The following is a 14218-nucleotide window of genomic DNA, read 5'->3' as shown; positions in this document are numbered from 1 at the left end:
GCGCTTGCCTGTTCGCTGTCACTGTGCGAGACTAGCTTCGACCTGTTATTGCACCTTGTTAGCCTTCTTAAGCGCCTTCATCCAGTCTTCTTCGAAGTCCGTGCTTACACCCCAGCCCGGAATAATCTTGTTCAGGCTCTCCATGTTGACAGCATCACCTATGGAGTTCAATTGAACTTGAGTAATCAAAGTCGGCTTCAAATCATATTTCGAAGGTGTATCTTCACCAGCAATCTTCTTTGCCAGCAAGCGCAAATTGACTGCCCCAATTACCTTCGGATCTACTGCCGCCGTGGAAGCCCAAGGACTGTTGTTCTCTTGCATGAGCTGCAGATCAGCATTCGATACATCGATACCGTAGATTTTAACCTCTTCACGACCCGCTTCCTTCAACGCCCGTGCTGCTCCAATTGCGAACGCGTCCCATGTTGCGAAGATCGCATCGATTTCCCCTTTGCCGTGCTTCGTCAGCATCGCTGCAACAGCATTCTGTGTCTGAACAGATGTGTCTGTTGCAGCCACACCGAAACGCTCCACTTCCTTAATACCAGGATTGTCTTTCAAAAATTGCTGATAGATTCCGTTACGAGCTACCATTGGCGGGAATCCATCTACCCATAGGTATACAATATTCCCTTTGCCGTTAAGCTGCTTATTCAAGCTGTCTAGCGCTAGACTTGCCAATTGGCCATCATCCTGTGATGTCATGGTTACCCCATTCACCGAAGACACTTCTGGAACAGAGTCAAATGTAACGACCGGGATTCCCTTTTCCGTCAGCTTCTTCACATCTTCAACCGTTGCCGCATCATCACCGTGCGAGATGATAACGCCGTCATATTTTTTATCCATCGCTTGAGCGATCGCATCATGAAATTTGGCAGAATCGTTATTCGCGGAGAAGGTATCTACTACGAAGCCCAGCGATTCGCCCTCTTGTTTGGCTCCAGCTAGAAACTGTGCGGTATGGTCATCACCGCCGATTTTGCGAATAACCATAATTTTTATGTCTTTGTCTTTAATCGATTGTGGAAGATCAGCAATTGCCCCCTTGTCTACGGCGGCCTTGCCTGAGGATGACTTGCCGCTTGTTGAACAGCCTGTTGCAACAAGAACTACAGCCATTAATGATAGGATCAGTACTTTGAACATGTTTCTTTTCATAGAACACACTCCTCGATATCATATGAAAATGATGAATGCCCTGCACTAAAATTGGTTTGATTTTCCTGTAATTGACTTCATACTAACACCTACATTGTGGAATCGCAACGAATAATATTGTTTATTATTGATTCTTGTTGTTTTTTGTCTGTTTCGCTGCGGTGATATCCCCCCTCTTGCCTAATTACTCATCTTACCTGTGTTCATCGTTAGCAGGCATCCCTCCTTGGCAAAATATAAGCCAATACCATAATGCGAATGGCAAGTGATAAGAATAGGAAGAGATGAAGAGATAACCCCTCCTACCTAATTAGAAGCAAGCTCCTAACTGATGGGTCATCATTCTCGATCAAAAACGTGAAATTCAAGGATTGCATGGAATAATGTCAGGAATGCAGCAGGATGAAATATAGTCAGGATACCGTTCGGGGGTTCGTTTCTATGGTGAGTTTCCTTAAGGAGTCCCGATTGCGGAGATCGAAATCTGCTATTTTTTGTCATGTGGTAGCCTATATTATACTATAATTATATGCTTACTAGTGTTATTTTTTTCAAAGATTCGACATCGGTTTTCACTTCAGCTGCTGTCACATAGATATTGGTTTTTATTGTCGATATCCTCCATTTTATGAACATGTTTACCATCGTCTTTTGTCAATTGAAGACAAAAAAAAAGGATAACTGCATCATACAGTCATCCTTCATCCATTTCATCGATATGAAGTGGAGCTATTTATAAATTCACCTGGCGTCAATCCCAATCCCAGCGCTTCATGCTCCGTTTGCATTGCTTCCTGTCCACACCTTGACTCCCGCCTCGTCATATTGATCCTGAACTTCCTTCAGGAACTCATGCACAGCAGACTCGTACTTCTGACGATCGGTTGGGTATGCATTCGCATGCACAGCATCGTCGATAATAACCAGCTTCGTTAATCCCTCTGTCTTCTCTTGATAGATCTGTTCGCTCATCCGTGTTGGCACGAATGTGTCTGCCTTGCCGTGTATGAGCAGTAGAGGGATGTCCTTGTTCGCAACCTCTCGAATCGGCTTCACCTGCTTCATCGAGAACTGCGCTATCCGGTTCAAGTTCCTTTCCAACAGCGCAATAAATGGAAAATGCGGAACATGGTTCAGTTCCTTCATTTGATATTTCATTAAGTCTTCCATGTCCGAATAGGGGCAATCCGCAATGATGAATTTGGCATGCTTATTAATGCCTGCATACATCAGTACTGTGCCTCCACCCATCGATTGCCCATGAAGACCGATGAAGGCATCATGACCAACTCGTTCACGTACCCATGCAACCCACCGATCGAGGTCTTGACGCTCATAGTAGCCATACGTTGCATACGTCCCTTCGCTTCGCCCATGGCTCCGTTGATCCACAAGGAGCACATTATAGCCTTCCTCGGTAAATAGACGAATAAATTGCGATCCAATAATATGATTTGCCGTATAGCCGTGGACGATAATCATGACTTTCTTGCGCTCTGGATAGGGCTCGATATAGTACCCGCGCAGCGTCAGACCGTCCTCCGAAGTGATGAATACATCTTCCTTGGCCATTTCAGCGAATTCCTGCCTGCTCATCAAGCCGAACCCTTCAACCGCGTCAAATGCTTTGTCCAGCGTGCTTCTCTCCCACATCGTTACCTGACGGAAAGCATACCGGCTCACTGCAATCGTTGAAATCACAATAATCAGGATAAGAATGAACGCACCCGCTCCAATCCACCACATGTACAATCATCCTTTGCAAAGTTCCTATTCTGTCTGTCTCTCTATATGATAGCTGCTCCAACATCATTTCGCTAGTTCCATGCCCACTGTATCGTCTAGCTGCGCGTATGATACCATCCTTCTCTCAACGAACGTGATACCGCTCGAACTCATAAAACCTCGTCCCTTGAAATGTCAACTTCCCGCGATCTCCTGTGGCCAGCAATCCGTAGTCCGATTTCTTCACATGGAACTCCATCCGATCCCCGCTCTCCACTTCGAACGTCGCGTAATAATGGGTTGAATAATGGCTGTGATGATCCGCGTGATGACTATTGGACACTTCTGTTCGCTTATCCGTCACTTTCGCTTCCACAGTTAGAACAGGCTGTTGATTGTTGTAGTTCCATTGCATAATACCCTTAATAATCACAAAGATGAAGACAGCTATAAACAGAACAATGAAAATTGGGAAGATCGTAGACATCAGATTGAACATTGATGCTGGCTCATTGAATCCTCCTACGCCCATGCAGTCCCCTGCTCCTTTATCTGTTGACTCTGAGTATAACCCCGGCTGATAACTTACCCCGTCTTGATCGTAATCCAATACTTGCAAATTCCATCCTTGGTGTCGCTTAATACGCCCTCGTTGCCTTCAATCACTCTTCGTGAGCGAAGATTATCTTCATCGACTGTCAACAGCACTTCTGTCAACCCAAGTCCCGCTGCTTCACGAACAAGTTCACGGAGTAAGAGCGTTCCATATCCTTTGCCTCGCTCATCTAGCCGGATGACGTAGCCAATATGACCGCCTCGTTCAAGCAGCGCTTCATTCAATCTGTGCCGAAGCTTCCCATATCCAACCGGTCGGCCATCCACATACAGCCAATATATCGTCTGCTGCACATATTGCGGCATTAGATTTATCCCTTGCGATATATTCCAGTGCTGTCTCAGGTAGCTTCGGAATTGGCCTCTTCTTATGCCGTACGCACTATTGACGAAGCCATTCTCACCTGGGCCGATCCCCTGCAGCATCTCGTAAATATCATAACCATCTGTAAGCTTGAGCGATCTCAGCTCTATCATCTTCTCAGTCCCACCCATGGTGTAATGCCTCCAATCCCATCTATTCAAACATTACAATCTTAGGCTCCCCCACATGCTCACACAGCAAGGTGAACAACTGACCCCGGTGATGCGCCAAATGAAGGATGATTTCCAGCATCCACTCAAAGCGCGAATATGCAACTCCCCAATACGCGGTTTTGACTTCAAGCCATTGCTCCTCCGACCATGAATGCATCGCTTCGACTAATGATTGGTGAGCGTCTGCCAACGTTTCCTTCATTTCTTCGATTGTATGTGGTGTATGTTCTTCATAGAAACGATCCATATCGGTCTGAGTTGCTTCGTTCATAATATGCAGATCGGCCGCGCAAATGAGAGTCAAATGAGCGAGCATGTCTCGCAAGGAACGCTTATGCGGCATAGGCTGCTGATTCAACTGCTCTTCTGTCACCTGTTCCAAGATACCGCGAATTGATTGAACAGCTAGATTCAATTGATGAATAATTGATAGTTTATGAGCTTCCATGTCGATTGAAATCTCTCCTTGTGTCAATGATGTATGTCTTGCAATTTGATATTTTCGCACTCCAATATGAACGTTTGACAACATATTCATGGGTGCTATAGTAGTATTGTTAAATCATTACATAGAAAAACTTAGAAAAGGGGTAACAGCTATGAATCTCTCAACAGGTGTGTTAATCCGCTTTACCAAAGCATTAGCCGTGATGTTCTTCGGGCTGTATGTGTTCCTCGTTGCCTTCGGCAATATTACAGATTACAATACGAACTTCCAATTCGTGAAGCATGTGCTTAGTATGGACACCACATTTCCCGATAACAACATTATGTACCGCGCCATAACGGGAACGACGATTCATCATATTGGTTATATTGCGATTATCATCACAGAGGCAGCTGTCGCATTCATTTGCATCTGGGGATCACTTCGCCTGTTCTCCCACTTGCATGCAGATGCAGAATCCTTCCACAAAGCGAAGAACGTATCGATCGCGGGTCTTATTCTTGGCTTGTGCGTGTGGTTCCTAGGTTTTCAGGTAATCGGTGGCGAATGGTTCGGCATGTGGATGTCCTCAGAGTGGAATGGCTTGTTCCCTGCGGATCGACTGACTACATTCATGATGGGTGTCCTCATTTTTCTAACAATGAAAAACGATGAAGTGAACTAATATACCATTTCCCTATTTTGCCAATCTATTATAATACGAAAAAGGCGACAAATCCAATTTGACGCCTTTCTTTTCGATAAATTTAGTTGTTCTTCCTACGATTCTTCCTTCTGTGTTCGACCCGCTCTACGATCCAGCAAGCGGCTTCCCTGCTCCATCGCCATGCACAGGATCATGCCTACGATCAATCCGTTGTTCGCCATAGTCTTCAGCAGTCCTGGCAATTGCCCAACTGCTTCAGCCGGGATGAACATACAGCCAATCCCCATCATAATAGATACGCCGAGGATGAAGCGATTGCGCTCATTCATAGGAATCGATTGGAACTCCTTCAATCCCAATCCGACCATAGAAGCGAATGGAATGAATATCGTTGCATACCCTACCGGCATGGGAATCGATGCAAAAAAGGCCGTCGCTGGCGGAAAGAAGCTAATCCCTGCAATGAGCACACAGGCAATAACGAATGGCAGACGCTCATAAATTCGAGTCGTCATGATGAAGCCCGCTGTCCCTGAAATCGGAACACATCCCATTGCGGAGAAAATGCCTCCTAAGCCTGTATTCGCACCCATCATCAGCATTGTACGATCATAATTGACAGGCTTGGATGTCTTTCCTGAATTATCCATCACACCCTCCATGACGCGAATGCTCGTCATCATATTCGCAATGAGAAGAAGACTGACGAACAAGGACGTCATCAAGATGCCAGAATCCAGTTCAGGCAGGCCCCAAGCGAATGGCATAGGCGCTGATACCCATGAAGCAGAAGGCTGTATAGGCTCTGTGATGCCGAGCAGATAGAACAACAGCCAACCAATACACAAGCTAATGAGCACAGAATAGTTGCGCAAAAAGGCCTTCGAACTCCGCGGCAGCAGCATGGCACACAATAATGTAATAATTGCGGGAATCGCAACCTGAAGCTCTACATGTGTAGAGGCACGATAGCCAACTCCGAGCATTCCCTTCATGAAGGATCCGCTAAGCTGTGCAACAAGCAGAAGCAGATACGTCCCTACGACAAGCGGTGTGAACAGCTTGCCAATTGCCGACGTTAAGCGCAGCACAGCAATGATAATGAAGAGCGCGCCTGCAATCAGCATCCCCATCTCCAGCTGCCGCAGTCCGCCTTCGAGCGATATTGTTCCTGCCGCGATGAGGCCGCCGTAGACTGCGAAGACGCCCCACCATAAACCAGCCGGATTCTCCATAATCGGCAGCCGATGACCGAACATCGTCTGCAATATACCTGATATCCCGATAATCAAAAACGTGCGCTGCATGAATTCCGCAATATCCTGCGGAGAAAATCCAAACGCATGTCCAACAGCCAGCGGAGCAACAAGGCTTCCCGCCAAAATAAATACGAGCCATTGGAATGAGGCCAATCCTAATTTCATGATGTCTCACCTGTTCCTATCTCTATCTAAGATGTCTATTCTATGATGCAGTTGTAATGCTATGAACCTTCCAGTCCATACTGCCTAATCTTATAATACAACGCTCCGCGCGATATGCCGAGCTGTCTAGCTGCCTTGGCCTTGTTGCCCTTCGTTCGCTGCAGCGTCTCCGAGATAAGCGCTCGTTCCATCTCTTCCGAATGAACGCTCAGCGGGAGTTCGGGCTGCGTCAACTCATTCAGTGTCGTAAGCCGGGCATAGTCGGGCAGATCCTGAGCAGCAATGACCCCGCCTCCGCCGCGCCCTAGATGAGACGCTAGCGCATATTGCATCGCATTGGCCAATTGCGCCATGTTGCCAGGCCAACGATAAGACGTTATCGCCGCCATTGCATCCGCGCCTATACTCGGTATAGCCGCGCCAACCTTCTCCGCAGCTTCGCTTAAGTAGAAGCGTGACAATTCCGGGAGCTCCTGCTGGCGCTCCATGAGAGAAGGAATATGCTCGATCTGAAACACATAGTACATCTCCTTCAACAATTGAGCAGATTGTTCCCGCTCAGATCCAGCCCACTCACCGTTCTCTTCTGGAATCGAGGCTATCACATGCGCATCGAGCGTGACGGCTTCCTTCGATTCCATCTCTCCCGACCGAACATATTGACCTTCTTGCAGTGCTTCTATTAACCTCTCCTGCACCGAAGTTGGAAGCATATGCACATCCTTCAAATACAAGGTTCCATTCTGCGCCAGCTCAAGCTTGCCTATTCGTGGTTGCTCTCCTTCATAGCCGAACAATTCAGCCTCCAGCAGGCCTGCTGGAATCCCACTACAGCTTACATAGACGAACTGTCCTTCACGACCACAGTGAGCATGCATCCACTTCGCAACCGACTTCTTCCCCGCTCCTGCAGATCCGGTTAGCAGCAGCGGACACTTCATCCGAGCCAGGGCGCCTAGACTGCTCTGCTTCTCCGCGGACAGCGGCAGTAAGGCTGTCGTCACTCCCTCTTCACTTGGACGGCTGACCATCTCTGCGCTCAATTTCACATATTGCGTTACATTCCGTTCAATCGAAATGGCGCCCATAAGCTCCTGATTCTGATCGAATACAGGAATGGCATTGATCATCACATGCATCCCCGGACGCGGTTCATGATAGACCTCGCGCACTTCCTGTCCGCTCTCCATCACTTGCAGCAGCATAATCGATTCCCGTTGGAAGTAGTCTCCGATCTTCCGCCCTACGATGACAGTCCGCTCAATGCCATACGTACGCTCAGCGGCACCATTCCAATAGATAACCGTACCCTCAGGATCAACAATCGTCACTGCATCATTCGTCGCTTTCAACACGCCTTCGAGCCATGATTGTATTTGTTGCGACTCTAGCATTCTATCACCGATTCTTCTCTATTTTTTCTTAAATTATGGCAAAAAGAGTGGGAAAAAGCAACGAAAACACAAATAGACACCTGTTCCGTGCACATGTAGAGCCCAACCCATTTTCCATATGATGCTAAAATAATGATTTACTTTATGCGCTTGATGTGATTATAATTAATCATAAATTGTATTTGTGTATAATTTTTGAACACTTATTCCAGTGCTAATGAACGTATTGCGAATGAGAAGAATGTAAAAATACCATTACAGTAAAGAGAGGAAGCTGCACGCCATGGAGGCAATCATGCGCAATGCATTTCTCTTTCTCTCGAAGAATCGGCTGGCCAATCGCACAGCGAAGAAATACGGACTGCGATTTGGCGCTAAACGATTCGTCGCGGGAGAGCAAATTTCGGAAGCGATTACAACGGTTAAGCAATTAAATGATCGTGGAATCGTAGCCACGCTCGACCATCTTGGCGAGTTTATTTCCACCAAAGAGGAAGCAGCAGAATCAGCACAGTATTGTATCCGCACCTTAAATGAAATAGCAGCGCATCAAGTTACGTCCAATCTCTCAGTCAAGCTAACTCAGCTCGGCTTGGACATCTCGCAACAGCTCTGTATGGATCATATGCGCGCCATCCTAGATACTGCTCGCCGTCATAATAACTTCGTGCGCATCGACATGGAAGACTACGCTCGCAACGAAGCTTCCATCGACATCTTCAATCAGCTTCGCGAAGAGTTCGGCAGCACGGTTGGCCTTGTCATTCAGGCTTATCTGTACAAGAGCAGCGAGGATATCGAACATCTTAACCGCTACAAACCCAATCTGCGGCTGGTTAAGGGAGCATACAAAGAATCACCACAGGTTGCATACCCGAACAAGGTTGATGTCGACCGCAATTTCATCCACATCATTGAACAACATCTAGCCAACGGCAATTATGCCGCGATCGCCACACACGACGACCACATCATCGATCACGTCAAACAAATCGCACAAACTCACAATATTCCACGCACACAATTCGAATTTCAAATGTTATACGGCATTCGGACTCAAGCACAGCAGCAGCTTGCTGACGAAGGTTACACCATGCGCGTATATGTCCCATACGGAAATGACTGGTATGGATATTTCATGCGCCGACTTGCAGAACGTCCTGCGAACGTCGGGTTCGTTCTCAAATCGATGTTTAAGGCATAGCATCCTGCATGCTATAGCAGATCCATCTCATACAAATTGACAGCACTCAACTCCATATTACTAAGTATCCATTCGTTAAGGAGGTCATCTAGATGACAGTAATCGATTATCGGAATGAGCCATTTACGGATTTCACAGCAGAGGGCAATCGCACGGCAATGCAAGGAGCATTGCTCAGAGTGCGTGAGCAGCTGGGTAATACCTACCCATTGGTCATCGGCGGCGAGCGAATCTTGACAGAGAAGCGAAGCACCTCTTCGAACCCAGGCGACCTTGATCAAATTGTGGGCCATGTTGCTCAAGCTGGCGTCGAGCTCGCAGAATCAGCAATTGCAGCTGCGGATGCAGCATTCTCCAAGTGGCAGCACGTTGCCCCAGATGTGCGTGCAGGGTATTTGTTCAAGGCAGCTGCCGTCATGCGCCGCCGCAAGTTCGACTATGCTGCTTGGCTTGTATACGAGGTCGGCAAGAACTGGGCAGAAGCAGATGCAGACGTGGCGGAAGCAATTGATTTCTTAGAATTCTATGCGCGGGAAATGATTCGTCTCAGTGGTCCACAGCCGATCACAACAATTACTGGTGAAGACAATCGTCTCACTTACATTCCACTAGGCATCGGAATCGTCATTCCACCGTGGAACTTCCCGCTTGCCATTATGGCTGGCATGACCTGTGCAGCTGTCGTATCTGGGAATACTGTCGTGCTGAAACCTTCTTCCGCCTCTCCTGTCATTGCAGCGAAATTCGTTGAGTTATTGGAGGAGGTTGGCCTTCCAGCAGGTGTAGTGAACTACGTTCCTGGTTCTGGCTCAGAGATTGGCGACTTCTTAGTTGATCACCCGCGTACTCGCTTCGTATCCTTCACGGGATCACGCGATGTAGGACTTCGCATCAATGAGCGTGTTGCTAAAACACAGCCAGGCCAGCTGTGGATCAAGCGCTTCATCGCAGAAATGGGCGGTAAGGATGGCATCGTCGTAGATCAAACCGGAGATGTGGAAGAAGCAGCAACTGCGATCGTACAATCTGCCTTCGGCTTCCAAGGACAGAAGTGTTCCGCCGGTTCGCGCGCCATTGTCCATGAGGCGGTATACGACGAAGTTGTTCGACTCGTCACCGAGAAAACGCAAGCTTTGCGTGTAGGTCTTGCTGAGGAGAACGCCCCAATTGGTCCAGTCATCGATAAGCATGCGTACGACAGTATTCTGAAATATATTGAGGTTGGCAAAGGCGAAGGCAGACTCGTAGCTGGAGGCAGTATTGCCGATGGCAACGGATACTATATCCAACCGACAGTGTACGTAGATGTTGATGCAGAAGCAATCATCATGAAGGAAGAAATATTCGGTCCCGTACTGGCGATCAGCAAGGCTTCGAACTTCGAGCAAGCGATCGATATTTTCAACAATACCGATTATGGCTTGACCGGTGCAGTGTACAGCATGAACCGCGAGCATCTCGAATATGCGCGCCATCATATGCACTGCGGCAACCTGTATTTCAACCGTAAATGTACAGGCGCACTAGTAGGCGTACATCCATTTGGCGGATTCAATATGTCAGGAACCGACTCGAAGGCAGGAGGAAGAGACTACCTGCTCCTCTTCACACAAGCGAAGCTTGTATCAGAGAAGTGGTAATCTCTAATTTCACTTCAATGATATGATTTACTAAGATTTGCTGCACTTATCCTACGATCAAGATAAGCCGGCAGGCCTCCTCTGTTACAGAGACAGCTTGCTGGCTTTTTTATGATCAAGAACCATCTGGATGCACTCATTCTCATCTGTTGTGCAGAAATCCATTGGGCTTCAGCCTAATACCACGATGGCTAGAGGATCAATGCCCTGCTAGAACAATTCAACTTGGCTTGGTATCTATTACGAATCATGTGATATCCGGTTGTTTTGAGTCGAGATATGCCGAGTATTTGAGTTACCGGTAACATTATTGATGGCTTTTCGTTATCTCTTCCCAAGTAATAGGGCACCCGCAATGATAAAACCGAGAATTTCTGCAACAATCCAAATAACGCGAGTATACCGATTTTCCACATGATCCATGTCTATCAGCTGTTTAACTTGATGATTATATTCATGAGGGCGTATCAGCTGCCCAATCCCATCCTCCGTATGCTTCTGGGCCGCATGATCCAGCTTAGGCGCAATTCGAACAATCTCACCATTGTCGTACCTGCCTAGAACCCGTTCTCCATCAATTACAAACGATAATGACTTTCCGCCGCTATTCACATAGTATTGCAAGGCTGCAATGTCCGGCTCTACCTGTGCATCCTTCAAAAGCGCCTTACCTTCTGCAATCTTAAGCGGATAACTTCCCCACTTCATCTTATAGTTCCTATCTGTTGTATCCGTCCTATCGAGTGAGAATAACGCCATATCCCCAACATTCCATGCATAGCACACATTCGCTTGCTGAGCATAGGTAACTGTAATGTCTTGCTTCGTCTGCTCACCTGACACGATATAGATGACTTGAATCGCCACCCCTGCCTTCTCATTTCGTATCACTTGCCCAATAAGCAGCGTATCTTGGTCGTTGTGAGTCAATCGGTGTAGTACATCTGCGGCTTGAACAGGGATTACGAAGGATATAGTCAGCCATAGAAATAAGCCAAGGCAACAAATCCTTCTCAAGGCTACACCTCCACACAATGATTACCTTCCTGCCTGCTTCTGTGATGTCTTGGAATCCATTTACGTTTCCGTATTATACCATTCCATCTCATAAAATGTCTTCCTTCCATTCAAAAAAATAAAAGGATATGAAGCTGCTGCTTCACATCCTTTACCCACTTCAACTTATGTCCTGCCTTCATCCAAATATGCTATACGTCGGTTGCAGGTGCTTCAAGCGTATCCCATGCTGCAGACAACAATTCATCGAACAAATCGTCGTCTCCTTCGAGCTTCGCATCCAACTCGTAGAATTCTTCTTCGTCACCAGACTGGGCTGTGAAGTGCAGGTTGTAATCCCAATCCTTCCCGTTCTTGCTGAAGAAGCTAACTTCATACGGTGATTTCAATTGTTCTAACTGGAAAACTACTTGTCCGATATAAGTCTTGTCTTCATTCTGACGCATCGATGCCTTCATTATCGTTACACTCATGTATTATCCCTCACTTCATCCTTCAATCTCTATCATTATAGGTAAAAATCCGATTCGATGCCAGTCACTTAGCTTAGCTTGAAATGACGTACAGAAGCTTGCAGCTCACCAGCAAGACCGTTTAATCGCGTAACCGATCGATTCATATCTTCCATAGCCGTCGATGTAACCTGTGATGCGGAAGATAACAGCTCACTTTCTTGAAATGCATGCTGTGCAAGATCGCTCAACTGCGACAATGCAGCTGCAACCTCCTCTGATCCTGCTGACAACTCTTCCGTAGATGAGGAAACGTCTTGAATTTGCAACGCAACCTGTTCCGTCGATTGGGTGATACTATGGAAGGATTGCCTAGCATGCAGCACTGCCTCTTGCCCGAGGAGAACTTCTCGTGTGCTCTCTTCCATCGCTTCAACCGCTGCATCCATCTTCTCATTCACTTGACCTACAAGGCTTGCGATTTGCCCTGCCGCATGCTTAGACTGATCTGCCAGTTTCCTTACTTCTGATACAACAACAGCAAATCCCTTGCCATGCTCCCCAGCTTGTGCCGCTTCAATAGAGGCATTTAGAGCAAGCAATTGAATCTGCGCAGCAATAGTCGTCATTACGTTTACCATCTGTTGAATTTCAGCAGATTGCTTGCTTAATTGCTCGACCGTGTATGAGGCATTGCGGTTCGCCTCATGAACAGCTGCGATTTGCTGTTCCGCTTGACGAATGAGTTCGTCCCCTCGCGAGGCCGATTTTTCTGTATATAGAGCGGAATCAGCAACCTCAGCAGATGTTGCAGCAATTCTTGCAATCCCTTGCGCCATTTCTTCCACTGCTCTTGCACTCTCGGCAGATGCACGCATTTGTACATCGGCGCCTCCAGCAATTCGCTGCAACGACACCGAATATTGATTGGTCGCATCCGTGGTCTGCAATACCGACTGCTGAAGCTGCTCTGACGAATCCGCCACCATATCTGTTGCGGATTGTACATGACTAATCAATTGGGATAAATCAACACGCATCTTCTCAAATGATTTCGCCAATTGCCCCATCTCATCGTTTGTAGTCCGAATAATAGGGTGACGCAAATCACCGTCTGCGATTACACGGGCAGATTCATTCAACTGCTTCATAGATAGAGCGATGGATCTGGTCAACACCACAGCTGTCGTAACAGCAATGAGAACGGTTGCAATCAGCAAAGTGAATAAGACAGACTGATGAGAACGATTCGCCTGTTCCACTGCGTCCATCGCCTGCTGAATACGATCCAATTGCTGCGACCGTATGTCGTCCATCTGCTTGTTAATTTGTTCAGAAGCTTGGTCGAAGGAGCCCATCGTCTGGTTCCCCGCTTCCGTTCCTTTATCAATATAATCATGCGCCATCAGTTGGCCCATCTCATAGAATTTCTTAAACGATCCCTCAATCTCATCTAATTTGCCGGACAGCTCTGGATGAAGCTGCTTGAAGTGCTGAACATCTGCTTGGAACTGTGAGACATACTTAGCGGCTTGGTTGAATCCATCGTCCATACCATCCTGCGCTCTCGTAACCCCAATATCGGTAAGCCACTGCTGAACTTGAACGACCGACAGCTTCATATTATCTGCGAGCAATGTTGATTGAAGTGTTCGTTCCTTTATCTCTTTCATTGTGCTCAGCTGATTGCTCGACGCATTATATTGATACGTAAAAATTGCAAACATGCAGATGACAATAATCGAAAACCCTATTCTGTTTTTCCACCGGATGCTCATTTATGCCTCTCCTTCTTATGTCAATCGCCTCGTCTCATTCACATCTTAGCGCAATATATTCCATTTGTCAGTTTACAATTTCACAATATTTCCGAGTGATGTCGCCTACTTAAGAAAAAAGTAAGAAAGTTATTTACTTTTTTCAGTAAAAGATTGAATCCTTACATTTGCTAT

General features: G+C 46.9%; 13 protein-coding genes. 3 read left to right on the top strand and 10 right to left on the bottom strand.

The window, feature by feature from the left end; translation table 11 throughout:
• Nucleotides 1-45: 45 nt before the first annotated feature.
• The 5 genes from M3661_RS05280 to M3661_RS05260 form a co-directional block, all read right to left on the bottom strand.
• Nucleotides 46-1164, bottom strand: coding sequence for a sugar ABC transporter substrate-binding protein (locus M3661_RS05280; RefSeq protein ID WP_251482853.1), 1119 nt, complete (start codon nucleotides 1162-1164; stop codon nucleotides 46-48).
• Nucleotides 1165-1935: 771 nt separating this feature from the next.
• A complete protein-coding gene (locus M3661_RS05275; RefSeq protein ID WP_251482850.1) occupies nucleotides 1936-2910 on the bottom strand; it encodes an alpha/beta hydrolase in 975 nt (324 codons plus the stop codon).
• A 124-nt stretch (nucleotides 2911-3034) separates the two neighbouring features.
• On the bottom strand, nucleotides 3035-3421 hold the full coding sequence (locus M3661_RS05270) for a DUF2500 domain-containing protein (RefSeq protein ID WP_251482849.1): 387 nt from the start codon (nucleotides 3419-3421) through the stop codon (nucleotides 3035-3037).
• A gap of 53 nt (nucleotides 3422-3474) precedes the next feature.
• The gene (locus tag M3661_RS05265) at nucleotides 3475-3999 is read right to left on the bottom strand and encodes a GNAT family N-acetyltransferase (protein ID WP_083189148.1); all 525 of its coding nucleotides are present in this window, start codon (nucleotides 3997-3999) and stop codon (nucleotides 3475-3477) included.
• Between the two features lie 22 nt (nucleotides 4000-4021).
• Nucleotides 4022-4489, bottom strand: coding sequence for a DinB family protein (locus tag M3661_RS05260; RefSeq protein ID WP_251482846.1), 468 nt, complete (start codon nucleotides 4487-4489; stop codon nucleotides 4022-4024).
• A 151-nt stretch (nucleotides 4490-4640) separates the two neighbouring features.
• Here M3661_RS05260 and M3661_RS05255 point away from each other — a divergent pair, with 151 nt between their 5' ends.
• Entirely contained in the window at nucleotides 4641-5153 is a 513-nt protein-coding gene (locus M3661_RS05255; RefSeq protein WP_142543140.1) for a DUF2165 family protein, read from the top strand.
• A gap of 95 nt (nucleotides 5154-5248) precedes the next feature.
• Here M3661_RS05255 and M3661_RS05250 read toward each other — a convergent pair whose 3' ends face one another.
• Both M3661_RS05250 and M3661_RS05245 read right to left on the bottom strand, forming a co-directional pair.
• On the bottom strand, nucleotides 5249-6559 hold the full coding sequence (locus M3661_RS05250) for a purine/pyrimidine permease (protein WP_065291265.1): 1311 nt from the start codon (nucleotides 6557-6559) through the stop codon (nucleotides 5249-5251).
• 59 nt (nucleotides 6560-6618) lie between these two features.
• Nucleotides 6619-7953 (bottom strand): sigma 54-interacting transcriptional regulator, encoded by a 1335-nt coding sequence (locus M3661_RS05245; protein WP_251482844.1) that lies wholly within the window; start codon nucleotides 7951-7953, stop codon nucleotides 6619-6621.
• A gap of 283 nt (nucleotides 7954-8236) precedes the next feature.
• Between M3661_RS05245 and M3661_RS05240 the strand changes: the two genes are divergently transcribed.
• The gene (locus tag M3661_RS05240; protein ID WP_065291267.1) at nucleotides 8237-9157 is read left to right on the top strand and encodes a proline dehydrogenase family protein; all 921 of its coding nucleotides are present in this window, start codon (nucleotides 8237-8239) and stop codon (nucleotides 9155-9157) included.
• A gap of 92 nt (nucleotides 9158-9249) precedes the next feature.
• The gene (gene pruA / locus M3661_RS05235; RefSeq protein ID WP_065291268.1) at nucleotides 9250-10797 is read left to right on the top strand and encodes an L-glutamate gamma-semialdehyde dehydrogenase; all 1548 of its coding nucleotides are present in this window, start codon (nucleotides 9250-9252) and stop codon (nucleotides 10795-10797) included.
• Between the two features lie 324 nt (nucleotides 10798-11121).
• Here pruA and M3661_RS05230 read toward each other — a convergent pair whose 3' ends face one another.
• From M3661_RS05230 to M3661_RS05220, 3 genes are all read right to left on the bottom strand, one after another.
• Entirely contained in the window at nucleotides 11122-11814 is a 693-nt protein-coding gene (locus M3661_RS05230; protein WP_065291269.1) for a hypothetical protein, read from the bottom strand.
• A 191-nt stretch (nucleotides 11815-12005) separates the two neighbouring features.
• Entirely contained in the window at nucleotides 12006-12287 is a 282-nt protein-coding gene (locus M3661_RS05225) for a hypothetical protein (RefSeq protein WP_251482842.1), read from the bottom strand.
• Between the two features lie 68 nt (nucleotides 12288-12355).
• Complete coding sequence (locus M3661_RS05220) at nucleotides 12356-14044, bottom strand: methyl-accepting chemotaxis protein (protein WP_251482840.1); 1689 nt, start codon at nucleotides 14042-14044, stop codon at nucleotides 12356-12358.
• Between the last annotated feature and the right edge of the window lie 174 nt (nucleotides 14045-14218).

Origin of the sequence: Paenibacillus sp. MER 180 (assembly GCF_023713665.1) — a bacterium.
GTDB classification, from domain to species: domain Bacteria; phylum Bacillota; class Bacilli; order Paenibacillales; family Paenibacillaceae; genus Paenibacillus_B; species Paenibacillus_B suaedae.
Note: the sequence above shows the minus strand (reverse complement) of the source record. Positions and strands in the feature narration are given on the sequence as shown.

Bases quoted from the DNA above. Each gene is read 5' to 3' on its own strand.
- M3661_RS05220 (WP_251482840.1), bottom strand. From the start codon at position 14,044: ATGAGCATCCGGTGGAAAAACAGAATAGGGTTTTCGATTATTGTCATC.
- M3661_RS05255 (WP_142543140.1), top strand. From the start codon at position 4,641: ATGAATCTCTCAACAGGTGTGTTAATCCGCTTTACCAAAGCATTAGCC.
- M3661_RS05280 (WP_251482853.1), bottom strand. From the start codon at position 1,164: ATGAAAAGAAACATGTTCAAAGTACTGATCCTATCATTAATGGCTGTA.
- M3661_RS05265 (WP_083189148.1), bottom strand. From the start codon at position 3,999: ATGGGTGGGACTGAGAAGATGATAGAGCTGAGATCGCTCAAGCTTACA.
- M3661_RS05250 (WP_065291265.1), bottom strand. From the start codon at position 6,559: ATGAAATTAGGATTGGCCTCATTCCAATGGCTCGTATTTATTTTGGCG.
- M3661_RS05275 (WP_251482850.1), bottom strand. From the start codon at position 2,910: ATGTGGTGGATTGGAGCGGGTGCGTTCATTCTTATCCTGATTATTGTG.
- M3661_RS05270 (WP_251482849.1), bottom strand. From the start codon at position 3,421: ATGGGCGTAGGAGGATTCAATGAGCCAGCATCAATGTTCAATCTGATG.
- M3661_RS05225 (WP_251482842.1), bottom strand. From the start codon at position 12,287: ATGAGTGTAACGATAATGAAGGCATCGATGCGTCAGAATGAAGACAAG.
- pruA (WP_065291268.1), top strand. From the start codon at position 9,250: ATGACAGTAATCGATTATCGGAATGAGCCATTTACGGATTTCACAGCA.
- M3661_RS05260 (WP_251482846.1), bottom strand. From the start codon at position 4,489: ATGGAAGCTCATAAACTATCAATTATTCATCAATTGAATCTAGCTGTT.
- M3661_RS05240 (WP_065291267.1), top strand. From the start codon at position 8,237: ATGGAGGCAATCATGCGCAATGCATTTCTCTTTCTCTCGAAGAATCGG.
- M3661_RS05245 (WP_251482844.1), bottom strand. From the start codon at position 7,953: ATGCTAGAGTCGCAACAAATACAATCATGGCTCGAAGGCGTGTTGAAA.